The sequence below is a fragment of the Mycobacterium sp. ZZG genome, assembly GCF_054786995.1.
The window spans coordinates 117,449-139,535 of sequence record NZ_JBTBFV010000009.1; the positions used below are offsets into that span (position 1 = coordinate 117,449).

Annotated in this window: 26 protein-coding genes, 1 pseudogene and 1 riboswitch; of the genes and pseudogenes, 16 read left to right on the forward strand and 11 right to left on the reverse strand. The window is 67.7% G+C overall.

The features are described from left to right. Window positions 1–19 precede the first annotated feature (19 nt). Window positions 20–1,177, forward strand: a complete 1,158-nt coding sequence (locus ACXMYJ_RS08285; RefSeq protein ID WP_460355342.1) for a D-alanyl-D-alanine carboxypeptidase family protein — start codon at window positions 20–22, stop codon at window positions 1,175–1,177. Here ACXMYJ_RS08285 and yhjD read toward each other — a convergent pair. Further along, entirely contained in the window at window positions 1,174–2,220 is a 1,047-nt protein-coding gene (yhjD, locus tag ACXMYJ_RS08290; RefSeq protein ID WP_260757538.1) for an inner membrane protein YhjD, read from the reverse strand. The two genes, ACXMYJ_RS08285 and yhjD, sit on opposite strands and share 4 nt — an antisense overlap. Window positions 2,221–2,236: 16 nt before the next feature. Continuing rightward, complete coding sequence (trpS, locus tag ACXMYJ_RS08295; RefSeq protein WP_260757537.1) at window positions 2,237–3,250, reverse strand: tryptophan--tRNA ligase; 1,014 nt, start codon at window positions 3,248–3,250, stop codon at window positions 2,237–2,239. A 94-nt stretch (window positions 3,251–3,344) separates the two neighbouring features. Here trpS and ACXMYJ_RS08300 point away from each other — a divergent pair, with 94 nt between their 5' ends. Next, on the forward strand, window positions 3,345–4,370 hold the full coding sequence (locus tag ACXMYJ_RS08300) for an alpha/beta hydrolase (RefSeq protein WP_460355313.1): 1,026 nt from the start codon (window positions 3,345–3,347) through the stop codon (window positions 4,368–4,370). A gap of 6 nt (window positions 4,371–4,376) precedes the next feature. Here ACXMYJ_RS08300 and ACXMYJ_RS08305 read toward each other — a convergent pair whose 3' ends face one another. Beyond that, window positions 4,377–5,189 carry an exodeoxyribonuclease III gene (locus ACXMYJ_RS08305; protein ID WP_460355344.1) on the reverse strand — a complete coding sequence of 271 codons (813 nt, stop codon included), beginning with the start codon at window positions 5,187–5,189 and terminating at the stop codon, window positions 4,377–4,379. Window positions 5,190–5,277: 88 nt separating this feature from the next. On the opposite strand from ACXMYJ_RS08305, the gene ACXMYJ_RS08310 reads away from it, so the two are divergent. The 6 genes from ACXMYJ_RS08310 to ACXMYJ_RS08335 all read left to right on the forward strand — a co-directional run bounded on the left by ACXMYJ_RS08310 (window position 5,278) and on the right by ACXMYJ_RS08335 (window position 11,912). Beyond that, window positions 5,278–6,135, forward strand: a complete 858-nt coding sequence (locus ACXMYJ_RS08310) for an alpha/beta fold hydrolase (protein WP_460355315.1) — start codon at window positions 5,278–5,280, stop codon at window positions 6,133–6,135. Window positions 6,136–6,279: 144 nt separating this feature from the next. Then, window positions 6,280–6,399: riboswitch (SAM riboswitch) on the forward strand. A 35-nt stretch (window positions 6,400–6,434) separates the two neighbouring features. Beyond that, complete coding sequence (locus ACXMYJ_RS08315) at window positions 6,435–7,775, forward strand: bifunctional o-acetylhomoserine/o-acetylserine sulfhydrylase (protein WP_460355346.1); 1,341 nt, start codon at window positions 6,435–6,437, stop codon at window positions 7,773–7,775. Next, window positions 7,775–8,902 carry a homoserine O-acetyltransferase MetX gene (metX, locus tag ACXMYJ_RS08320; RefSeq protein ID WP_443187604.1) on the forward strand — a complete coding sequence of 376 codons (1,128 nt, stop codon included), beginning with the start codon at window positions 7,775–7,777 and terminating at the stop codon, window positions 8,900–8,902. Before ACXMYJ_RS08315 ends, metX begins: the two co-directional genes overlap by 1 nt. Continuing rightward, complete coding sequence (locus ACXMYJ_RS08325) at window positions 8,899–9,639, forward strand: class I SAM-dependent methyltransferase (RefSeq protein WP_443187603.1); 741 nt, start codon at window positions 8,899–8,901, stop codon at window positions 9,637–9,639. Before metX ends, ACXMYJ_RS08325 begins: the two co-directional genes overlap by 4 nt. A gap of 509 nt (window positions 9,640–10,148) precedes the next feature. Next, on the forward strand, window positions 10,149–11,012 hold the full coding sequence (locus ACXMYJ_RS08330) for a glycosyltransferase family 2 protein (protein ID WP_443187602.1): 864 nt from the start codon (window positions 10,149–10,151) through the stop codon (window positions 11,010–11,012). A gap of 96 nt (window positions 11,013–11,108) precedes the next feature. Then, a complete protein-coding gene (locus ACXMYJ_RS08335; protein WP_443187601.1) occupies window positions 11,109–11,912 on the forward strand; it encodes a class I SAM-dependent methyltransferase in 804 nt (267 codons plus the stop codon). A gap of 9 nt (window positions 11,913–11,921) precedes the next feature. Here ACXMYJ_RS08335 and ACXMYJ_RS08340 read toward each other — a convergent pair whose 3' ends face one another. Both ACXMYJ_RS08340 and ACXMYJ_RS08345 read right to left on the reverse strand, forming a co-directional pair. Next, window positions 11,922–12,215, reverse strand: a complete 294-nt coding sequence (locus ACXMYJ_RS08340) for a DUF3017 domain-containing protein (RefSeq protein WP_443187600.1) — start codon at window positions 12,213–12,215, stop codon at window positions 11,922–11,924. Continuing rightward, entirely contained in the window at window positions 12,212–13,069 is an 858-nt protein-coding gene (locus ACXMYJ_RS08345; RefSeq protein ID WP_443187599.1) for a bifunctional methylenetetrahydrofolate dehydrogenase/methenyltetrahydrofolate cyclohydrolase, read from the reverse strand. Before ACXMYJ_RS08345 ends, ACXMYJ_RS08340 begins: the two co-directional genes overlap by 4 nt. A 58-nt stretch (window positions 13,070–13,127) precedes the next feature. Between ACXMYJ_RS08345 and ACXMYJ_RS08350 the strand changes: the two genes are divergently transcribed. Then, window positions 13,128–14,333: an NADH:flavin oxidoreductase gene (locus ACXMYJ_RS08350; RefSeq protein ID WP_443187598.1), complete on the forward strand. Its 1,206-nt coding sequence runs from the start codon at window positions 13,128–13,130 to the stop codon at window positions 14,331–14,333. On the opposite strand, the gene ACXMYJ_RS08355 is transcribed toward ACXMYJ_RS08350, so the two are convergent. Further along, on the reverse strand, window positions 14,317–14,880 hold the full coding sequence (locus ACXMYJ_RS08355; protein ID WP_443187597.1) for a TetR/AcrR family transcriptional regulator: 564 nt from the start codon (window positions 14,878–14,880) through the stop codon (window positions 14,317–14,319). The genes ACXMYJ_RS08350 and ACXMYJ_RS08355 overlap by 17 nt on opposite strands. Before the next feature lie 376 nt (window positions 14,881–15,256). On the opposite strand from ACXMYJ_RS08355, the gene ACXMYJ_RS08360 reads away from it, so the two are divergent. The 6 genes from ACXMYJ_RS08360 (at window position 15,257) to ACXMYJ_RS08385 (ending at window position 19,652) form a co-directional block, all read left to right on the forward strand. Beyond that, window positions 15,257–17,818, forward strand: a complete 2,562-nt coding sequence (locus ACXMYJ_RS08360; protein ID WP_460355322.1) for an FHA domain-containing protein — start codon at window positions 15,257–15,259, stop codon at window positions 17,816–17,818. A 132-nt stretch (window positions 17,819–17,950) separates the two neighbouring features. Then, window positions 17,951–18,511, forward strand: a complete 561-nt coding sequence (locus ACXMYJ_RS08365; RefSeq protein ID WP_443187596.1) for a TetR-like C-terminal domain-containing protein — start codon at window positions 17,951–17,953, stop codon at window positions 18,509–18,511. Between the two features lie 177 nt (window positions 18,512–18,688). After that, window positions 18,689–18,823: a hypothetical protein gene (locus ACXMYJ_RS08370; protein ID WP_460355326.1), complete on the forward strand. Its 135-nt coding sequence runs from the start codon at window positions 18,689–18,691 to the stop codon at window positions 18,821–18,823. A gap of 84 nt (window positions 18,824–18,907) precedes the next feature. After that, complete coding sequence (locus ACXMYJ_RS08375) at window positions 18,908–19,060, forward strand: hypothetical protein (RefSeq protein ID WP_460355328.1); 153 nt, start codon at window positions 18,908–18,910, stop codon at window positions 19,058–19,060. Then, window positions 19,060–19,368: a hypothetical protein gene (locus ACXMYJ_RS08380; protein WP_260757522.1), complete on the forward strand. Its 309-nt coding sequence runs from the start codon at window positions 19,060–19,062 to the stop codon at window positions 19,366–19,368. The genes ACXMYJ_RS08375 and ACXMYJ_RS08380 overlap by 1 nt, the downstream gene beginning before the upstream one ends. Further along, window positions 19,365–19,652 (forward strand): hypothetical protein, encoded by a 288-nt coding sequence (locus ACXMYJ_RS08385; RefSeq protein WP_443187594.1) that lies wholly within the window; start codon window positions 19,365–19,367, stop codon window positions 19,650–19,652. Before ACXMYJ_RS08380 ends, ACXMYJ_RS08385 begins: the two co-directional genes overlap by 4 nt. Window positions 19,653–19,714: 62 nt before the next feature. Here the strand turns inward: ACXMYJ_RS08385 and ACXMYJ_RS08390 are convergent, their stop codons facing one another. The 3 genes from ACXMYJ_RS08390 to ACXMYJ_RS08400 are packed head-to-tail and all read right to left on the reverse strand — an operon-like array spanning window position 19,715 to window position 20,354. Continuing rightward, window positions 19,715–19,918 carry a hypothetical protein gene (locus ACXMYJ_RS08390; RefSeq protein ID WP_443187593.1) on the reverse strand — a complete coding sequence of 68 codons (204 nt, stop codon included), beginning with the start codon at window positions 19,916–19,918 and terminating at the stop codon, window positions 19,715–19,717. Continuing rightward, the gene (locus ACXMYJ_RS08395) at window positions 19,915–20,115 is read right to left on the reverse strand and encodes a hypothetical protein (RefSeq protein WP_443187592.1); all 201 of its coding nucleotides are present in this window, start codon (window positions 20,113–20,115) and stop codon (window positions 19,915–19,917) included. The genes ACXMYJ_RS08390 and ACXMYJ_RS08395 overlap by 4 nt, the downstream gene beginning before the upstream one ends. Then, window positions 20,112–20,354 carry a ribbon-helix-helix domain-containing protein gene (locus ACXMYJ_RS08400; protein WP_260757517.1) on the reverse strand — a complete coding sequence of 81 codons (243 nt, stop codon included), beginning with the start codon at window positions 20,352–20,354 and terminating at the stop codon, window positions 20,112–20,114. The genes ACXMYJ_RS08395 and ACXMYJ_RS08400 overlap by 4 nt, the downstream gene beginning before the upstream one ends. A gap of 108 nt (window positions 20,355–20,462) precedes the next feature. Here ACXMYJ_RS08400 and ACXMYJ_RS08405 point away from each other — a divergent pair. Next, window positions 20,463–20,822 (forward strand): annotated as a pseudogene (locus ACXMYJ_RS08405) (HNH endonuclease signature motif containing protein); the annotation flags it as partial. A gap of 40 nt (window positions 20,823–20,862) precedes the next feature. Here the strand turns inward: ACXMYJ_RS08405 and ACXMYJ_RS08410 are convergent. After that, window positions 20,863–21,414 (reverse strand): pentapeptide repeat-containing protein, encoded by a 552-nt coding sequence (locus ACXMYJ_RS08410; protein WP_260757516.1) that lies wholly within the window; start codon window positions 21,412–21,414, stop codon window positions 20,863–20,865. Further along, window positions 21,414–21,977 (reverse strand): GTP-binding protein, encoded by a 564-nt coding sequence (locus tag ACXMYJ_RS08415; protein ID WP_460355349.1) that lies wholly within the window; start codon window positions 21,975–21,977, stop codon window positions 21,414–21,416. The genes ACXMYJ_RS08410 and ACXMYJ_RS08415 overlap by 1 nt, the downstream gene beginning before the upstream one ends. Between the last annotated feature and the right edge of the window lie 110 nt (window positions 21,978–22,087).

The following is a 22,087-nucleotide window of genomic DNA, read 5'->3' on the forward strand; positions in this document are numbered from 1 at the left end:
TGCGCTGGTCAGCGTTGCGATGCTGACGCTGGCGCCCGTCGCGGCCGCGCAGCCGGCACCTGAGGCGAACGTGTGTCCGTACCGGGAGACGACGCCACCGGCGGTGGATGCGTCCGAGGTTCCCAAACCCGGCGACCCGACGCCCGGCCCGCTGCCGGTGCCGGCCAAACCCATGGGCGGCGACGCGCTGTCCGGGTGCGGTGTGATCACCGCCCCCGGATCTCCGCCGGTGCCCGGCGACGTCTCCGCCGAGGCGTGGCTGGTCGCCGATCTCGACACCGGTGACGTCATCGCCGCCCGCGACCCGCACGGCCGGCACCGGCCCGCCAGCGTCATCAAGGTGCTGACCGCGATGCAGGCCATCAACGACCTGCCGCTGCACAAGGTCGTCCCGGGCACCGAAGAGGACGCGGCCCAGGAAGGCACCAAGGTGGGCGTCGGTCCGGGCGGGTTCTACTCGATCAACGACCTGCTGCACGGACTGCTGATGTACTCGGGCAACGACGCCGCGCACGCGCTGGCCATGCAGATGGGCGGCATGGAGACCACCCTGACCAAGCTCAACGCGCTGGCGAACAAGCTCGGCGCGCGCGACACCCGGGTGGCCACCCCGTCCGGGCTGGACGGCCCCGGCATGAGCACCTCCGCCTACGACATGGGGCTGTTCTACCGGTACGCCTGGAGCAACCCGGTGTTCAGCGACATCGTGGCCACCCGCTCATCGACCTTCCCCGGCCGCGACGGCGCCGGCTACCCCATCGAAAACGACAACAAGCTGCTGGCGAACTACCCGGGCGCCCTCGGCGGCAAGACCGGTTACACCGATGACGCCGGCCAGACATTCGTCGGCGCCGCCACCCGCGACGGCCGTCGGCTGATGGCGGTGCTGCTGCGCGGCACCCGGCAGCCGATTGCGCCGTGGGAGCAGGCGGCCCGGTTGCTCGACTACGGCTTCGCCGTCGCTGCAGGCACCAAGGTCGGCACGCTCATCGAACCGGACCCGTCGCTCGGCGTGATCCGGCCCGATCCCGCCACCGCCGCGACCGCCAACGCCAACGCGGTGCTGCCCGACGTCGACGCGATGCCCGTGCGGGTCGGCGTCGGGGTGATCGGCGCGGTCATCGTGCTCAGCTTGATCATGGCCGCACGCGCGGTGAACCGCCGGCCCGCCCGTTAAGGCTTAAGCCGGCGCGAAAGAACCAGCGCGCCAAGGGCTCCCATGGCAGCCGCGGCCGCTGCCTGCCACACCGGCAGATTCGGGCGCTCGAGGATCCGGTTGTTGATGACCGCGGGCCCCGGGGCGGGCACCGGTTCCTCGGTCATGTTCTCGGGCATCGTCGCCGCCCACGCGGTGGCGAACAGGATGAGCCGGGACACGATGTAGGCGAACACCATCAGGCCCAGCACCGGGCCGAACGTCGCACCGGCGGGGCCGGTGAGCACCCGCTGCAGATACACCGTCGCGAAGAACTTGAAGATCTCGAAGGCCACCGCCGCGATCAGCCCGGCCCGCACGCTGCTGCGGAAGCTCACCGACTCGCGCGGCAACCGGAAGATCATGTAGGTGAACAACATCCACGAGACCAGCACCGCCACGACGATGGAGGCGATGCGCAGCATCAGGTTCAGGCCCGGGGCGTCCTCGATTCCGAGCCGGTCCAGCACGTCGGCCATCACCGAGGTGTTGCCCAGTGCGGTCAGCGCGAGCGTGACGATGATCGCGGCGAACGTGGTCAGCAATGCCACCAGATCCGACAGCTTGGTCTTGAGGAAGCCGGGCCGCTCGTCGCGGTACAGCCCCCACATCTGGCTGAGCGCCTCCCGCAGGTTGGCCATCCATCCCAGCCCGGCCCATGCCGCCGTCGCCAGACCGATGACTCCGACGGTGCCGCGCGACTCGATCGCCGAGTCCATCAGCTCGATGAGCTGCTGACCGAGGTTCCCGCTGACAGACGAGCGGATGCGATCCTCCACCACCGCGAGCAACTCGGGTTGGTTGGCCAGCACGAACCCGCCGATCGAGAAACCGAGCATCAGCAGCGGGAACAGCGCGAAGATCGTGAAATAGGTGATGCCCGCCGCGTAGAAGTCACCATTGGAGTCGTTGTAGCGCTGCTGGGCGCGCATCACATGGTCGAACCAGGGCATCCGCGCACGCCACCGGTCCAGGAGCCCGGGCTTCTTCTCCTCGGACTCGGCCGGCACGGGCTGCACTGTCATCCGACCCCCTCGTCGATTAGCGAGCTGCCAGGAACCCTAGCCGGTCGTATACCCGGCGCAGCGTCTGTCCAGACACCTCACGGGCCCGCTCGGCACCCTTGGCCAGCACGCTCTCCAGCTCCGCGGGATCGGTGAGCAACTCGTCCACCCGGTTCTTGATCGGCGTGACGAACTCGACGACCGCCTCGGCGGTCTCCTTCTTCAGGTCGCCGTACCCGCGGCCGGCGTACCCGTCGACGAGCTTGTCGATGTCCGCGCCCGTCACCGCGGACTGGATGGTCAGCAGGTTGGACACCCCCGGTTTGGCTTCGCGGTCGAACCGGATCTCGCGCTCGCTGTCGGTGACGGCCGACCGAATCTTCTTGGCGGTCTTGGCCGGATCGTCGAGCAGGCTGATCAGCCCGGCGTCGCTGTCGGCCGACTTGCTCATCTTGGCCGTCGGATCCTGCAGGTCGTAGATCTTGGCGGTGGCCTTCGGGATCATCGCCTCGGGTACGACGAACGTGTCCGGGAACCGGGCGTTGATCCGCTGCGCGAGGTCGCGGGCGAGCTCGAGGTGCTGACGCTGATCCTCGCCGACCGGCACCAGCTGGGTGTCGTAGAGCAGCACGTCGGCGGCCATCAGCACCGGATAGGTGAAGAGTCCGACAGTGGTCGAGTCGGCGCCCTGCTTCTGCGATTTGTCCTTGAACTGAGTCATCCGCGCCGCCTGCCCGAAACCGGTGAAACAGCCCAGCACCCAAGCCAATTCGGAGTGCGTGGGGACATGGCTCTGCACGAACACGGTCGCCCGCTGCGGGTCCACGCCGAGCGCGAGGTACTGGGCCGCGGTGGCCAGCGTGCGGCGCCGCAACGTCTGCGGGTCCTGCGCGACGGTGATCGCATGCAGGTCGACGACGCAGAAGTACGCGTCGTTGCCGTCCTGCAGGCTCACCCACTGGCTGACCGCGCCCAGCGCGTTGCCCAGATGCAGGGAGTCAGACGTGGGTTGCGCGCCCGAGAAAACGACGGGCCTGGCTGTGTTGCTCATGGTGACACCCATCTTCTCAGAACCGGCCTCCCGGGTTTACCCGTGCCGCCCCGCTACCATCCGGCACACATTCACGCCGTCGTCAGGAGAGTCAGTGCGCACGTTGGCAGTCACCGTCGCGGTCTTGCTGATCGCGGCGCTGCTGGGCGCCGGCAGCGCCCACAGCGCACCGCACCCCGACGGACGTGCGGTGGTGATCGTGTCCGGCGGCGCCGCGGTGAGCCCGTTCACCACCCCGGAACGGGCCTGCACATCCAGGCTGGCAGCCGGTAACACCGACACCGCACTGCGTGAGTACCTGCTGGGCCACGGCTACCGGGTCTTCACGTCCCCGGCGACTACCGGCCGCGGGCCGGCAGTCGATCAGGCCGGGTTCGGGGCATTCGGCGACTGCGCCGTCACCCTGTCCGACGTGATGACCGTCGACTCGACCGGCAGCATCGACCTCGCCGGTGAGCATCTGGCGCGGTTTCTGAACCATCTGCACGACGAGTACGGCGTCCGGGAACTGGACATGGTCGGTCATTCCATGGGCGGGCTGTATTCGCGGGCAGCCTTCCGGGTGCTGCAGCACACCGGGTCTGCGCTGCGCATCAGGTCGCTGACCACCATCGGCACCCCGTGGCAGGGGTCCTACCTGTCCGATTACGCCAACGGCATCACACCCAGGTCGGACTGCCTCGGCGACGCGTTCTGCGAATCCGCCATGGACGGTATGAAGGCCGAGGTGGATGGGCTCATGACCGGCTCCGGCCGCGAAGTCGACCAGCGCTATCTGATGGGACCCAACGGCTGGAACGAGTTCCAGGCCGGCGTGCTCGACGACATCCCGGTGACGCTGATCGCCGGTGACCGGTTCACCCGGCCCGGGCCGGTCAACCCCAGGGTCTGGCCGAACGACGGCATCGTGGCGGCATCCAGCGCGCTGGCCGTCGACGTCAGCGACCGCGTGCTTACCCAGCGGCGCTGCTTCACGTTCGACGACACCCACAGCATCTACGTCTCGAACGAGGCCGGCATGCCGTGGGAGACGGGGCTGACGTGGGATCCGCGGGTCCACGACGTGGTCCGCACCGCGCTCGAGGGCGCCCTCCCCGAGCCGAATCGGACCGGTTGCTGAGCGGAATCACCCGTAGCGGACCGTCACCGGGCAGTGGTCGGACCACCGCAGCGCGTACGCGGCGGGGCGTTCAGTGACGACGGACGTGACGCGCTCGGCCAGACCCGGGCTGGCCAGCTGGTAGTCGATACGCCACCCCGCGTCGTTGTCGAACGCCTTGCCGCGCCACGACCACCACGCATAGGGACCCGCGACATCGGGGTGGGCCCGCCGCACCACGTCCACCCAGCCGGCTGACAACAGATCGCTGAGCCACTGGCGTTCCTGCGGCAGGAATCCCGCCTTCTTGACGTTGCCCTTCCAGTTCTTGATGTCGTTCTCGGTGTGGGCGATGTTCCAGTCGCCCGATAGCACCGCCTGCCGACCGGGGCGGGCCGACTCCGCCAGCAGCACCGACATCCGCTCGGCCACCGCGGCCATGAACCGTTCCTTCTCCAGCTGGCGGTCCGTTTCGGCCTCACCGGTCGGCACGTACACGCTGGCCACCGTCACCCCGGCGGTGTCCACCTCGATGTAGCGGCCGTGAGCAGCGAATTCCCCTGCCCCGCAGCCGATCCGAACGTCATCGTGGGGTGTGCGGGACAGCACCGCCACCCCGTTGCGGCCCTTCACGTGCGGCGCCGCCGACGCCAGGTGCCAGCCGTCGGCCAGCACGGGGGCCAGCGCCTCGGCCAGCTGCTCGTCGTCGGCGCGGGTCTCCTGCAGACACACCACGTTCGACGCCGTCTCCTTGAACCAGGCGAGCAGCCCGAGGTTCTCCGGGGAGCGCTGCTTGACCGCGGCGCGGATGCCGTTGACGTTGATGGTGCTGAGCGTGATGGGACCCGTCACGGCCGCTGACCTTAACCGAGCGCGTCCCGACGGCGTCCTTGCGGTACCGCCGGTATCACCTTTATCGTCGGGCCCTATGAGCCTTCGCGCGCCGATCCACCTCGGATCAGGGGAGCCTGTCCTGCTACTGCACCCGTTCACGATGTCGCAGAACGTGTGGAAGAACGTCGCAGCCCAGCTGGCCGGGGTCGACCCGGCCAACCCGGCGGCACCGGCGACCGGCCGCTACGAGGTGCTTGCGCCCACCATGCCGGGGCACAACGGCGGGGTGAAGGCGCGGTTCTTCCTCGACACCGCCGAACTCGCCGACGACGTCGAACGCCGGATGGACGAACTGGGCTGGGAGACCGCACACATCGTCGGCAACTCGCTGGGCGGCTGGGTGGCCTTCGAACTCGAGCGCCGCGGTCGAGCCCGCTCGCTCACCGCGATCGCCCCCGCCGGCGGATGGCACCGGTGGTCGCTGCCCAAATACGAGATCGTGTTCAAGTTCCTCATGGGCGCCCCGGTGTGGATCGTCGCCAAGATGTTCGGCGCGCGCGCGGCCCGGCTGCCCGGTGCGCGCGCGCTGGCCAGCGTGCCGGTCAGCGCCACCCCGGACGGCATCACCGACGCCGACCTCCTCGACATCATCGATGACGTCACCCACTGCGCGGCCTACTACCAGCTGCTGGTCAAGGCGCTGCTGCTGCCCGGGCTGATGGAGCTCACCGACACCAAGACCCCGACGCACATGGTGATCTGCGAGAAGGACCGCGTGCTGCCGCACCCGCGGTTCGTGAACCACTTCCGCAAACACCTGCCCAGGAGCACCCGCTACACCGAACTCGACGGCGTCGGCCACATCCCGATGTTCGAAGCGCCGGAACGCATCACCGACCTGATCCGCGACTTCCTCGACGAGCAGATCGACCCGGAGCGCACGACTGGCTGATTTCGCCGCTCCGCGACGGGAAGGCTGATTTCGCCGCTCCGCGACGGGAAGGCTGATTCGCCGCTTCCGCGACGGGAAGGCTGATCCGCCGCTTCCGCGACGGGCGGTGGCACCCGCACAGCCGGGTGCGATACTCTCTGACACGGTCATGAGCGCCAGCGTCAAGCCCCGGCTTGCTGGCCGGCAACCCTCCAACCGCGGTGGGGTGCCCCGGGAGACGACCAGGTTGAGTAGCCGCACACGGCTATAAGGCAAGCGCGGGTCCGCCGTGAAACGGGCCCCCTGTTTCGTGGAGGAGCATCACGTTGTCCGACATCACCGCACATTGGTCGTTCGAGACCAAACAGGTGCACGCAGGTCAGAGCCCCGACAGCGCAACCAACGCCAGGGCGCTGCCGATCTACCAGACCACCAGCTACACCTTCGACAGCACCGACCACGCCGCCGCGCTGTTCGGCCTCGCCGAGCCCGGCAACATCTATACCCGCATCATGAACCCGACGCAGGACGTCGTCGAGCAGCGCATCGCCGCGCTTGAGGGTGGGGTCGCGGCGCTGTTTTTGGCCTCCGGGCAGGCCGCGGAGACCTTTGCGATCCTCAACATCGCCAACCACGGCGACCACATCGTCTCCAGCCCGCGTCTCTACGGCGGCACCTACAACCTGTTCCACTACACGCTGCCCAAGCTGGGCATCGAGGTCACGTTCGTCGAGAACCCCGACGACCTCGACTCGTGGCGAGCCGCCGCGCGCCCGAACACCAAGGCGTTCTTCGGCGAGACGATCTCCAACCCGCAGATCGACATCCTCGACATACCCGGGGTCGCCGGTGTCGCGCATGAGGTCGGGGTTCCGCTGATCGTCGACAACACCATCGCCACCCCGTACCTGATCCAACCGCTGAGCCACGGCGCCGACATCGTCGTGCATTCGGCGACGAAGTACCTCGGCGGGCACGGCACGGCGATCGCGGGCGTGATCGTCGACGGCGGCACCTTCGACTGGACCAACGGCCGCTTCCCCGGCTTCACCGAACCCGACCCGAGCTACCACGGCGTGGTTTTCGCCGAACTCGGCCCGCCGGCCTACGCACTCAAGGCGAGGGTGCAGTTGCTCCGCGATCTGGGAAGCGCCGCCGCACCTTTCAACGCGTTCCTGATCGCGCAGGGCCTCGAGACGCTCAGCCTGCGGATGGAACGTCATGTGGCCAACGCGCAACGGGTGGCCGAGTTCCTCGAGGCGCACCCCGACGTCGTCTCGGTCAACTACGCGGGCCTGCCGTCCTCGCCGTGGCATGACCTCGGAAAGAAGCTGGCGCCCAAGGGAACCGGCGCCGTCCTCGCGTTCGAACTGGCCGGCGGCGTCGAAGCCGGCAAGGCGTTCGTCAACGCGCTCACCCTGCACAGCCATGTCGCCAACATCGGCGACGTGCGGTCGCTGGTGATCCATCCCGCTTCGACCACGCATCAGCAGCTGTCCTCCGACGAGCAGCTCGCCAGCGGCGTCACTGCGGGTCTGGTACGGCTAGCGGTGGGCATCGAGGGCATCGACGACATCCTGGCCGACCTGGAGCAGGGCTTCGCCGCGGCCAAACCGTTCAGCGCAGCCGGTGCCGATCCGAAGACCGTGGCGTCGTTCTGATGACAATCGTGGACATCCTCACCGATCGCGTGGCGTTGCCGCCCGAAGGGGAGATCGGCGTCGTCGACATCGGTTCGCTGACCCTGGAGAACGGCGAGGTCGTCGACGACGTCTCCATCGCGGTGCAACGGTGGGGTGAGCTCTCACCAAATCGGGACAACGTCGTCGTCGTACTGCACGCACTGACCGGTGATTCGCACATCACCGGCCCCGCCGGACCCGACCACCCGACCCCGGGCTGGTGGGACGGCGTCGCAGGACCGGGCGCCCCGATCGACACCGACCGGTGGTGCGCGATCTCGACCAATGTGCTGGGTGGCTGCCGCGGCTCGACCGGCCCGAGCTCACTCGCCCCGGACGGCAAACCCTGGGGATCCCGGTTCCCGACGATCTCGGTACGCGACCAGGTGGCTGCCGACGTGGCCGCCCTGGAACGGCTCGGGATCACCGATGTCGCCGCGGTCATCGGCGGATCCATGGGCGGGGCAAGGGCTTTGGAGTGGATCATCGCCCACCCGCACAGCGTGCGTTCGGCACTGATCCTGGCTGTCGGCGCCCGCGCCACCGCCGATCAGATCGGGACGCAGAGCACTCAAGTGGCGGCGATCAAAGCCGATCCGAACTGGTGCGGCGGCGACTATCACGGCACGGGGCGCTTCCCCGGGTCCGGGCTGGAGATCGCGCGGCGCTTCGCCCACCTGACCTACCGCGGCGAGGCCGAGCTCGACGAACGGTTCGGCAACGACCCGCAGCTCGGTGAGGATCCCGCCACCGGCGGTCGGTACGCGGTGCAGAGCTATCTGGAGTACCAGGGCCGAAAGTTGTTGGCCCGCTTCGACGCCGGCACCTATGTTGCGCTGACCGACGCGTTGTCCAGCCATGACGTGGGGCGCGGCCGCGGCGGGGTGGCCGCGGCACTGCAAGGGTGCCCGGTGCCCGCGGTGGTGGGCGGGATCACCACCGACAGGCTCTACCCACTGCGCCTGCAGACCGAGCTGGCCGAGCTACTTCCCGGTTGCGACGGACTCGACGTCGTGGACTCCGAATTCGGCCACGACGGCTTCCTGGTGGAGACCGACGCGGTGGGCAAGCTGATCCGGCGCACCCTGGAGCTGGCGTCACGGTGAACGGCTCCCCCGACCGCCGCTCACTGTCCTTCGGTGCGGAGGCGGCCGCCTACGAACGGGGGCGGCCGTCGTACCCGCCGGAGGCCATCGACTGGTTGCTGCCCGACGGCGGCTCAAACCGTCTGGAAGTCCTGGATCTCGGCGCCGGCACGGGCAAGTTGACCACCCGACTGGTCGAGCGCGGCTTGGACGTCGTGGCTGTGGATCCCATCCCGGAGATGCTGGAGCTGCTGAGCACGTCGTTGCCCGACACCCCTGCCCTGCTCGGCACCGCCGAAGAGATCCCCCTGCCCGACGACAGCGTCGACGCAGTGCTGGTCGCGCAGGCATGGCACTGGTTCGACCCGGAACGCGCCGTCAAGGAAGTGGCCCGGGTACTGCGGCCGGGCGGGCGCCTCGGACTGGTGTGGAACAACCGTGACGAGCGGTTGGGCTGGGTCAAGGATCTCGGCGACATCATCGGCCACGAGGTCGATCCCTTCGCTCAGACGGTCGACCTTCCCGCCGCCTTCAGAGATGTAGAGCGCCACGAGGTGGAGTGGACGAGTTATCTGACTCCGCAGGCCCTGGTCGACCTGGTGGCCTCGCGCAGTTACTGCATCACCTCGCCGGAGAAGGTGCGAGCCCGGACCCTGGACCGGGTGCGGGAGCTGCTGGCAACCCACCCGGCGCTGGCGAACAGCTCAGGGCTGGCGCTGCCGTACATCACGGTGTGTATCCGCGCGACCCTCGCCTGAGCCGCCCTGAGCCCGTAAGCCGAAAAGGGGCGATCCACCACCGCGCCGTGAGGTCCCACACCTGACCGCCGGCAGGGATTGCGCGCGAATTCTGTCGGCACGTCATCAGCACGGACACCACCTTCACAGTTACCTGGCAGGGACGTCGCGGCACACGCTGGCGGACACCACCGTCCGACACGGTGGACGGCCCCGAATTCGGGCGTTACGACTGCTATTCGAATTTGCAGACCCGCAGGTCACGCGCGAATCACAAGTTTTCTTCGAAACAATATTCCTTGCATAATCACACAACATCGCTGAGTGCACTACAGCGAATATTTACTCCTGCGACTACGCGCCTGTTAAAGCCTGGGTTGCCGGCGAACAAAAGTCCTTTGAACTGTATTGCAAGCGGCAAATAGCGATGCTAGCGTGAGCCCGGTCTAGTGCTGCGGGACACGACGGCGCACAAACAGCTAATTAACTGTCATTCACTGAAAATGCAGTAGGTATACCGGGGGGTTTGAATGACTGAGCAACGAATTTCCCACGAGTATGTGCAGGATTCCGCGCCGTTGATGGCGCGAGTGGCGACCGACCCACTGGTCCGCCTGGACGCACGCAGCAAGAAGGAACGCGCGATTCCCCAGGCATTGAGCGTCAGCCTGGTGATCCCCGTGAAGAATGAGGCGCGCAACATCGGGTGGGTTCTGCAACAGATCGCCGACGACGTCGATGAGGTCATCCTCGTCGACGGCAAGTCCACGGATGCCACGCTGGTCACCGCCCAGCGTTGCCGGCCGGACATCATGGTGGTCCCGCAGGACGGTGTCGGCAAGGGCAGCGCGCTGAGGACCGGTTTCCTCGCCGCGTCCGGCGACGTCATCGTGATGATGGACGCGGACGGCAGCATGACCCCCGACGAGATCAAGCACTACCTGCACTTCCTCGCCAACGGTTACGACTTCGTGAAGGGGTCGCGCTTCATCCCGGGCGGCGGGTCTCTCGACATCACCAGATTCCGGCGGCTCGGCAACCGGTTCCTGCTCGGCGTCTTCAACACGCTGTACCGGGCCGAGCTCACCGACCTGTGCTACGGGTTCTGCGCGTTCCACCGCCGCTACCTCGATGCGCTCGCCCTGTCCGCGACCGGCTTCGAGATCGAGGCAGAGATGGTCGTGCACGCCATGCGGGCCGGCCTACGGGTCGCCGAGGTGCCCAGCCTCGAACTGCCGCGGCGGGCAGGCAAATCCAACCTTCATTCGATCAGCGACGGCATCCGGGTGCTGCGCACGGTCTTGCGCGGACATCAGTCGGGACTGAGCGGCCACATGGTGCAGTCGGTTCGCCGGCGGGTCCACGCCGGCGAACACATCGGGAATCCTGCGTGAGCTCTCCGGGCAGGCCGGCTTCGATCCTGCAGCGGATGCAGCCCGCGTGACCACGAAAAACCGTCAGGATTGTCGCACTCAGAGCCGGGGGAATGAATGTTGAAGAGCAGGGAGCAGGCTGAGCGGCCACTGGAGTTGATGGCCGGCGAGGACGAAACCAAGGTTCCGGCGAACCTGGGGCGTCTGCGCCGATTCGTCAGGTCCCAGGTTCTGCAGACCGAGGACGAGTGGGTCACACGCGGTGCCGTTCTCAGCCAGAGCCTGGCCGGCCTGGTCGATGAGTTCAGTGCGCTCGGCGCGGCCTACGGCATCGAGATCGGTTGCCAGCGGGGAGCATTGACCGACCAGATGGGGCAGTTGACCCGCGTGCCGAAATGGACCGGCATCGACCCGACGCTGCCCGGTGAACTCGTCACGCCCCATGGCTGCGTGTTGCACCCCGCGCGGGCGAGCCGGCTCGAATTCCCCGATGCGACTTTCGATGTCGCGCTCTTCGCCAACGTCTTCGAACACATCCCCCCGGACGAACGCGACCCGAGCCTGCGGGAAATCTTCCGGGTGCTCAAGCCCGGCGGCGTCGTGGTGGGACAGATCCCGAACCCGCACTTCCTGATCGAGTCGCACAGCCGGCTGCCGCTGATGGGTTGGCTGCCCACCACCCTGCAGCACCGCTACTGGAAGCTCTCGCCGGTGCACTGGAACCATGACTTCTACGTCGTGACGATGAAACACATCAGGCAGTCCGCCGGCCGCGCGGGTTTCGACGTCGCGCACGTCCGAAACTTCAACTATCCGCCCGAGGTCATTCCCCAGAAGGTCCGATGGATCGCCAGGGCGCTCGAACGGCCGATGCAGTACATACCGTGGGCCTGGCAATTCATTCTCCGGCGCCCGACCTGATACACCGGCTCAGCTGGTGCCGAGCGGATCGATCGTCCACGCGATGTAGAGCATCGCAGCGCTGACCGAGGCGGTGGTCACAAAGTCCACCGTGCGGCTGCGCACCGCCAGCAGTCCGGCGCGGTCGTCGGGCAGGGCCAACCGCAGCCCGGACGCGACGGCGACCCCGACGGCCATGACCAGCGCGCCACGCCGCCAGAAGCCCGCGGCCACCAGGACGAACGCCGCGGTCAGCAACAGCGCCACCACCAAAATGGGCCACTGCCCGGCGAACACCTTGCGCGCGAACTCCCTGACGGTCACGAGGCGGCGAGTGCCTCGGCGCGCTCGACGACGTTGGTCAGCAGGAAGGCCCGCGTCAGCGGACCGACACCGCCGGGATTCGGCGAAACGTGCCCGGCCACTTCCCACACGTCCGGATGTACGTCGCCGACGAGCTTTCCGGCTTCGTCACGGCTGACCCCGACGTCGACGACGGCGGCGCCGGGCCGGACCATCTCGGCGGTGACCATGTGCGGCACCCCGGCCGCGGCGATGATGATGTCGGCTTCGCGGGTGATCTGGGGCAGGTGACGCGTTGCGGTGTGACACAGCGTGACCGTCGCGTTCTCCGAGCGCCGGGTGAGCAGCAGACCCAGCGGGCGGCCGACTGTGACGCCACGGCCGATCACGGCGACGTGGGCGCCGGCGATCTCCACCTGGTAGCGGCGCAACAGGTGCACGATGCCCCGCGGGGTGCACGGCAGCGCCGCCGGCTCGTTGAGCACCAGCCGGCCCAAGTTCGTCGGGTGCAGGCCGTCGGCGTCCTTACCGGGATCGATGCGTTCCAGCGCGGCGTTCTCGTTCAGGTGCTTGGGCAGCGGCAGTTGCACGATGTAACCGGTGCAGTCGGGGTTCGCGTTGAGCTCGTCGACGGTCTCGAGCAGGGTCTCCTGCGAGATGTCGGCGGGCAGATCGCGCCGGATCGAGTTGATGCCCACCTTGGCGCAGTCCGAGTGCTTACCGCGCACATAGGCCTGCGACCCGGGGTCGTCCCCGACCAGCACCGTCCCGAGGCCCGGCGTCCTGCCGGCAGCGGTCAACGCCGCGACGCGCTCTCTCAGGTCGACAAAGATCTCGTCGCGCGTGGCCTTGCCGTCCAAAGTGATTGCACCCACGCGCATCATTCTGACAGGCAGTGTTGTTCCGCCCCAAGGGCGTGGCATGCTCGACGACATGACAGTCGCACCCGATGTGTTCAGTCCGGCCAAGCTGGGGCCGCTGACCCTGCGCAACCGCATCATCAAGGCCGCGACGTTCGAGGCCTCGACTCCGGATGCGCTGGTCACCGAGGATTTGATCACCTACCACCGGCTTCCCGCCGCCGGTGGGGTCGGTATGACCACGGTCGCGTACTGCGCCGTCGCACCGGGCGGGCGGACCGACGGGTGGCAGCTGTGGATGCGGCCCGAGGCGGTGCCGGGTCTGCGCAGGCTGACCGACGCGGTTCATGCCGAGGGCGCCGCGATCAGCGCGCAGATCGGCCACGCCGGACCGGTGGCCAACTCGCGCACCAACAAGGCCCAGGCCCTGGCGCCGGCGCGGTTCTTCAATCCGCTCTCGATGCGGTTCGCCAAGAAGGCCACCCGTGAGGACATCGCCGAGGTGACCGAGGCGCACGCCAACGCGGCCCGGCTGGCCATCGACTCCGGGTTCGACGCGGTCGAGATCCACCTGGGTCACAACTACCTGGCCAGCTCGTTCCTGTCCCCGCTGATCAACCGGCGCACCGACGAATTCGGAGGGTCGCTGGAGAACCGCGCCAAGGTGGCCCGCGGCGTGGTGCTGGCCGTCAAACGCGCCGTCGGTGATCAGATCGCGGTCACCGCGAAACTGAACATGTCCGACGGTGTGCGGGGCGGCATTCCGCTGGAGGAATCTCTGCAGACCGCGAAGTGGCTCGAAGAGGACGGCGGCCTCGACGCGCTCGAGCTGACCGCGGGCAGCTCGCTGCTCAATCCGATGTTCCTGTTCCGCGGCGGCGCCCCGGTCAAGGAGTTCTCCCGGGCCTTCAAACTCCCGCTGTCGTGGGGCATCCGGATGACCGGCAAGAAGTTCATGCGCGAGTACCCGTACCACGAGGCCTACCTGATGCGGGACGCCAAGAAATTCCGCGACGAGTTGACGATGCCGCTGATCCTGCTGGGCGGGATCACCAACCGCGAGACGATGGACCGCGCGATGGCCGAGGGCTTCGACTTCGTCGCGATGGGGCGTGCCCTGCTCGCTGAACCTGATCTGCTCAACCGGATTCACGCCGACAGCAGCGTGACGTCGATCTGCGACCACTGCAACCTGTGCATGCCGACGATCTACAGCCACACCTACTGCGTGCGCACCGGCTCCCCAGGAACGCAGAAGCCGGTCAGCTCGGGGCGATGAGCGCGCGGGCGCAGTCCTCGACGATCGCATCGGCGCTCGCCGGGATGCTCTGACGCGCCCGCAGGTGACGCCGCACGATCGCGGCCGGCACGTCCATGATCGCGGCGTTGACGCGCGCGAGGTCGTCGGGCAGCTCGGAGAGCACCTTACGCAGCTTGCGCTGCAAGCGTTTCCGACGGCCCGTCACCGGGTCGGGCCACTCCCCCAGCCCGAGCTCGTTGGGCCCGGCGAGCAGAACCTGGGCCTCGACGGGATGCTCGCGGCACCACTGCACGATCCGCAGCGCACCGTTCACGCAGCGCTGCTGGGCATCGCCGTCGACCGACAACGCCTCGATCAGCTCCTCCTGGAACCGTTCCTCGGTGCGCACCCACAATTCGCCGCACAGCGCCGCGCGCGACGGGAAGCGGTGGTAGACCGACCCGCTCGGCGCGCCGGCGCTGCGCGCGACCGCCGACATCGTCACCGCGGAGACACCGTCCTGGGCCAGAAGCTGCGCGGCGGCGTCGAGAAGGGCGTCGACGGTGTATCGGGCGGGCCGCGGCATTGCTCCACCCTAAAATAGAGAGAAATCCCTAGAATTCGTCGAGCCGCCACGGGGGCTGCGCACACCTTGCGTCTTCGACCCCTCCCGATCTCGGAACAGTGACGCTATCCGCCTCTCTCACAGCGCATTTCGTACCTTCACTGAGTGCATGCATGCCGGAGGGCGTAGGTCGCCGGATCACGGGCGTGTCGCGATGATCGCCACGGCGCGGGGACCGGAGGGATGCCCAGCACGGCGGCTTGCACCACTGGCCGTAGAGAACAAGCAGGTAACAGCGCGGCAACAGATCATCGACACCGTCAGGTGGCACGTACCGGCATGACCGCCACCCGATAGAGTTGCGCGCGATGTCCAATGTCGCCGCCGGAGCGGCTCCGTGAGCCGACCAGCAACCCCTGCGCTGACCGTTCGGTATGACGGATCCACACGCTCCTTCGCGGCCGGCAACGACGTCGTCGTCGGCCGGGACCTGCGGGCCGACATCCGGATCGCCCACCCCTTGATCTCGCGGGCCCATCTGGTGCTGCGATTCGACCAGGGCCGCTGGGTGGCGATCGACAACGGCAGCCTCAACGGCATGTACGTCAACGGCAGGCGGGTTCCCGCGGCCGAGATCACCGACGGCGCACAGCTCCATATCGGCAATCCCGACGGTCCGCTGCTGGTCTTCGAGGTCGGCCGCCACCAGGGCTCGGCCGGCTCGCCACCCCCGACGGTCGCGGTCCCGGTGACCGGCAGGCCCAGCACGACGTGGCCGTCGCAACCTCCGCCTCCTACCGCGCGTCCGCCGGTGCAGCGGCCGTACCCGACCCGGCCACCCGGGCCGCCGTCGCACCCGCAGCCTCAGCAGTCCCGACCCGCCCCGCAGCCGATCTCGTCTCCGGCGATGGAGTCGGTGACCGTGATGGGGCCGGCTGCGGCGCCCCGGTCCGGCGGCGACGGCAACCTCGCCACCAGCATGCTCAAGATCCTGCGGCCCGGCCGGCCCGCGGAGGCGCCGCCCGGCTCGATCAAGATCGGCCGCTCGTCCGACAACGACATCGTCATCCCCGACGTGCTGGCCTCGCGTCACCACGCAACCCTGGTGCCGACGCCCGGCGGAGCCGAGATCCGCGACAACCGCAGCATCAACGGCACGTTCGTCAACGGCTCGCGCGTCGACAGCGCGATGCTCACCGAAGGCGACACCGTCACCATCGGCAACGTCGACCTGGTGTTCCGCGGCGGGACGCTGGTCCGCCGCACCGAAACCGCCGCCGCGACCGCCACCGGTGGCCTCGACGTCCACGGCGTCACGTGGACCATCGAGAACAACAAGACCCTGCTCGACAACATCTCGGTGTCGGCCCGTCCGGGCACACTGACCGCGGTGATCGGCCCGTCCGGCGCCGGCAAGTCGACCTTCGCGCGCCTGGTGGCCGGGTACACTCACCCGACCACAGGCCAGGTGTCGTTCGAAGGGCACGACGTGCACGCCGAATACGCCTCGCTGCGCTCCCGGATCGGCATGGTCCCCCAAGACGACGTCGTGCACGGGCAGCTCACCGTCAGGCAGGCGCTGATGTACGCCGCCGAGCTGCGGCTGCCGCCCGACACCACGAAGGCCGACCGCGAGCAGGTCGTCAACGAGGTGCTCGAAGAGCTCGAAATGACCAAGCACCTCGACACCCGCGTCGACAAGCTTTCCGGCGGCCAGCGCAAGCGCGCGTCGGTGGCGCTGGAACTGCTGACCGGTCCGTCCCTGCTGATCCTCGACGAGCCCACCTCCGGCCTGGACCCCGCACTGGACCGCCAGGTCATGACCATGTTGCGCCAGCTCGCCGACGCCGGCCGCGTCGTGCTGGTCGTCACCCACTCGCTGACCTATCTGGACGTGTGCGATCAGGTGCTGCTGCTGGCCCCCGGCGGCAAGACCGCGTTCTACGGACCGCCGAGCCAGATCGGCCCGTCGATGGGCACGACGAACTGGGCCGACATCTTCAGCTCCGTCGCCGGCGATCCCGATGCCGCCGCGCAGCGCTATCTCGCCCAGAACGGGCCCCCGCCCCCGCAGCCGCCGGCGTTGACGCCGTCGGAGCTGGGCAACCCGACCCGTACCAGCCTGCGCCGTCAGCTGTCCACGATCGCGCGGCGCCAGATCCGGTTGGTGATCTCCGACCGCGGCTACTTCGCCTTCCTGATGCTCCTGCCGTTCATCATGGGCGTGCTGTCACTGTCGGTACCCGGCGACGTCGGGTTCGGCGTGCCGAAGACCGCCATGGAGGGCGGTGAGGCGCCCAACGAGCCCGGGCAGATCCTGGTCATGCTCAACGTCGGCGCGATCTTCATGGGGACCGCGCTGACCATCCGGGCATTGATCGGAGAGCGGGCGATCTTCCGGCGTGAGCAGGCCGTCGGCCTGTCGACCTCGGCCTATCTGCTTGCCAAGGTGGTGGTGTTCACCGCGTTCGCCGTCGTGCAGGCCGCGATCGTCACGGCGATCGCGATCGCAGGCAAGGGCTGGGGTGCGGGTGCGGTGGAAAGCGGCGCACTGCTCGGCAACCGAAGTCTGGAACTGTTCACCGACATCGCAGTGACCTGTGTGGCCGCCGCGATGGTCGGTCTGGCGTTGTCGGCACTGGCCAAGTCCGCCGAGCAGATCATGCCGCTGCTGGTGGTCGCGATCATGTCCCAGCTGGTGTTCTCCGGCGGCATGATTCCGGTGACCGACCGGATCGTGCTGGACCAGATGTCGTGGTTCACCCCCGCGCGATGGGGTTTCGCCGCGTCGGCGTCGACGATCGACCTCATCCGGTTGGTGCCGGGACCGCTGACCCCGCAGGACCGCCACTGGGAACACAGTTCCGGCGCATGGCTGTTCGACATGGGCATGCTGATCGTGATCAGCGTGGCCTACCTCGCTTTTGTGCGCTGGCGAATCAGGTTGAAGTCCGCCTAGATCTGACACAGACCCGCAGAAGTTTCCTGTAGCGCGTCGGTTCTGTCCCTGCGCAACGAAAATTCCCGAAACGACGGTAGATCGCCGCGGTTCTCGTAGGCTCGACACGCAGGCCATACCGGGGGGAATCAGGTGTCCGACGCCGATGCGTCGCAGCGTGATGCTGCAATCCACGCCGCATTAGCTGAACTTCAGCAGTGGGGCGCGGATCGGTTCAGCATGGAAGGTGTGGCGCACCGGTCGGGGCTGAGCACCCGCTATCTGCATCAGACCTGGGACAGCGAACGCCAACTCGTCCTCGAAGCGCTGCTCTCCTACAGCGAAACCATCATCGCGGTGCCCGACACCGGATCGCTACGCGGCGACCTCACCGAGCTGACTCTGTCCTTCGCCGCCTATGTCAATGAGCCCGTGGGACGACGGATCGCCCGCATGATGGTGGTCGACACAAAAACTCAGGCCGCCGATTACGACACCCGAGCGCGGTTCTGGCACCTGCGGGTCGAGGCGATCGAGATCATCTTCCGGCGGGCCACCGAACGCGGTGAGCTCCGCGACGACGTCAGACCGACCATCGTGCTCCAGTTGCTGACGTCGCCGCTGCACACCTACGCCCTCTACAGCGACAGGCTTGTCGATCCCGGCTACTGCCGGGTGATCGCCGATCTGGTCACCCGCGCCATCGAGCGGTGATTCGCGGGCCCCTGCCGGACCGTCCGCCCCGGTCGGCGAAGAGGCCAACCACTCCACCAGGGTGGCGCAAGATCGTGTGCTGTCGTGTCAGCAAGTTGCCTCATGTCAAGATGCGCGCGAAGGGGGCTCGTTGCCTCCACGTGAACGTGCGCGCTTGGTAACTGGAGTGGGGACGGCATGACGCTGAAGAAAGCCGCCCCGACCGCCGAGGCCCGGCTGCGTGCCGACCTCGACGCCGCGCAGAAAGCAGCCAGCACCGAGGTGGGCCGAGAGCTGGAATGGGACGAGGCCGAGCGCCATGTCATCGCCTAGGCCGCCGCCGACCGCGCCGAGGAGCTGCACCGCCTCTACGACACCGAGCTGACCCGCAAGCCCGAGCCCCGGCACCGCACCGTGGTGGCGCTCGCAGCCGAGATCCGGCTCACCGAGAAAGCCGCCGTAGATCTGGTGGCACGGGTGAGCCTCGGGCTCGGTGCGGCCAAGAGCCCGAGGCATGTTCGCGCCGCGCAGACCCGTTGGCAGAACATGGCGACCCGCCGGCGTGCCTGATGGCACGGGCGGCCCACCGAGTGCCCCGCGCCGGGCTTTACGCCGACCTCGCCGAGCGTGAACGCCGGGCGATGGCCACCGGCGGCACCGTGGTCAACACCACTACCGGCACGGCCTACACCGCGCACCCGGCGAGGGTGGCCGCCTTCCGCGCCGGCGCCCCGGTCTCCCTGCCCGCCTCGGCGATTCCTGAGACCGCGCGGCACGGCATCGAGTGCCGGTGGTGGACGCGCGCCATCGTGCACCCTGACGGCACGGTCGACTTCCTCGACGACCCCGCCGCCTGGCTGGCCGAGGCCGAGCTGTGAGCAACTGCGCCAACGGGTGCGCACGGTGCCCCATCGAGATCACCTCGGTGCCGGTGGATCTGGTCTCACCGGAGGTGGGACACGATGTCCCACCTTCACCGCCACCGCGCCGGGGCCCCTATCCCAACGTCAAGGAGTCGCGCGGCAAGAAGGGCCGGTGGGAAGCCACACACCCGGTGCGGCCCAAGCGATGCCTGGGCACCTTCGACAGCCCCGAGGCCGCGCGCTACGCCGTTCTCATCGCCCAGGCCGAGCACCTAGAGGCCGAGGCCGAGGCGCTCTGAGAGGAGCCAAAAGCGTTGCTTAACAAGCGCAATAGAAAAGTGGTGGTTCGACCACCGGTACGTTAGAGGTCAGTCCACTCGTCAGTAGCGGGAAACTCTTCTGCCCATGCCTTCAAGACTGCGGCGATATCTGGGACTCCAATCTGACCCTCCGCGACATCGACGCACAGCCCGACAATCTCGCCAGCCTCGGCGTTGAGGTTGTATCCGTTCAGCATGTAGAACATCGCAGTGGCCGTCCACGCCGTTCGCTTGTTGCCGTTCACGAACGGGTGTGAGCGGGCCAGCCCATGAGGAGCGCCGCCGCCTTCTCATGGATGGTGGGGAACGCATCGCTGCCGTAGGCGCTCATCTGCGGTCGCGTGACGGCTGCATCCAGCAGGCCGAAGTCACGGAGCTGGTGTGGGCCGACGAAGCGCCGGTTGATCAGGGCTACATCGTCGGAGACCAAGTAGATGATCACATGTTCTCCAGCTTCTCCAGCGCGACGCTGTGCTGGCGGACGACGCGGTTAAACGCCGCTTCCATCATCTCGGCCCGGCCATGAACCTTCAGGTACTCGAAGAGGGCGCGCTTGATCACTTCGTTCGCCGAGGTCTCGGTAACGAAGGCGTAGTTCTTCAGCATGTCGGCCAGCTCGGCGGGCAGGCGGACTGTCAAGCCGGTGGTGCGTGAGGTGGGCTCTTGGGCGATCTCGGGCATGACACCATGATGTCACGGTGCAAAAGTTTATGTCCACGCGGAACTGTGGCGCAGCGGCGTGACCAGTACAAACCCGACGGCAGGCGGTCGCATCGAAACCTGTGCCTTAGATCACTGCCCGACGGCACCATCACCTGGACCGCACCCACCGGCCACACCTACACCACCCACCCCGGCAGCCGGCTGCTCTACCCCATGCTCTGCCAACCCACCGGCACCCTGTGGACCGGTGACCCACCCCAACCCACCCCCAGCAAGCAGCGCGGCGCCATGATGCCCCGACGGCGAAACACCCGCGCCCACAACCGAACCCGAACCATCACCGCCGAACGCACACACAACCGCCGACGACGCAGATCAGAAAACCCACCCCACCGCACAGACCACCGGCCACCAAGTCCCGGCCCGAGGGAACCGTCCACCCGATGGCACGAACCCGACTACGGCGACGACCCACCACCATTCTGAGCGAGTCGACCCGAAGACAACGGTGCTGCAGCGGTGACGGTCAGCCCGAGATATCAAGACCGTGGGCCGCGGCGAAGGCCAACGCCTGCTCGATGTCGACCTTGGCGCCGCGCAGTTTCGCGGTGGTCCAGAAGGTGGGGTCTACGCGGGCGCCCCGCAGATCCGCATCGTCGAATCGGGCGTTCTGCACCCGCGCACCACCGAGATCGGCCCTCGCCAACACCGCCTGCCGCAGATCGGTCCCCACCAGACTGGTTTCACGCAGCCGGCAGTCCGACAGATCGGTCTTGCGCAGATCCACTCCGGCCAACACGGCGAGCGTGAAGTCCACCTCGACCAGAGTCAGAGGCCGCAACCGACACTCGGTAAAGGTCGAACCGAGAAAACTGCAATGCCGAAACGTGCTGTGCCACAGCGAGGTCCGGCGGAACGTGCAATTGCGGAACGCTGACCCTGTGTGTTCGGAATCGGACAAATCGGCGCCGGTGAAGTCACATTCGGTGAACACCACACGTTCGGTGCGCAGCCTGCTGAGATCCTCGTCGCGAAAAACCTGCCCGTCGAACTCGCGGTCTGCCTCGAGGGCGTCCATCAACCCGTCGCCGCCAAGCGGGTCAACGCATACTCGGTGACGGTGATCAGGGCCGCTTTTGCCGACTCTCGACTTCGGGCGTCCACCGTCATCAGCGGCACGTGATCGGGCAGCGCCAGCGCCGTACGCACCGCCGACAGGGAGTGCTTTGGGGCGCCGTCGAATTCGTTGACTGCGACGAGGAAGGGGAGCTTGCGCGCCTCGAAGAAGTCCACGGCGGCGAAACTGTCGGCCAGCCGGCGAAGATCCACCAACACGATCGCCCCGATCGCACCGCGGATCAGGTCATCCCACATGAACCAGAACCGGCGCTGCCCCGGGGTGCCGAACAGGTACAGCACCAGGTCCTCATCCAGACTGATGCGCCCGAAGTCCATCGCGACGGTGGTGGTCGTCTTGTCCGGCGTGGCCTCCAGCCCGTCTACCCCCTCGGACATGTCGGTCACCAGCGCCTCGGTGCGCAGCGGCACGATCTCTGACACCGCGCCCACGAACGTCGTCTTGCCGGCGCCGAAGCCGCCGGAGACCACGATCTTGGTCGAAGCCCTAGGAGTCTGCTGAATTAATCCGGCGTGGTGGCGGGGTTTGTGGCTGGGTTCTCGAGATGATTAATGGATGCAGGGGCATTCTGAGGATCAGCGTGAGCTGTTGGATGCGGAGTCGGTTGCCGGGC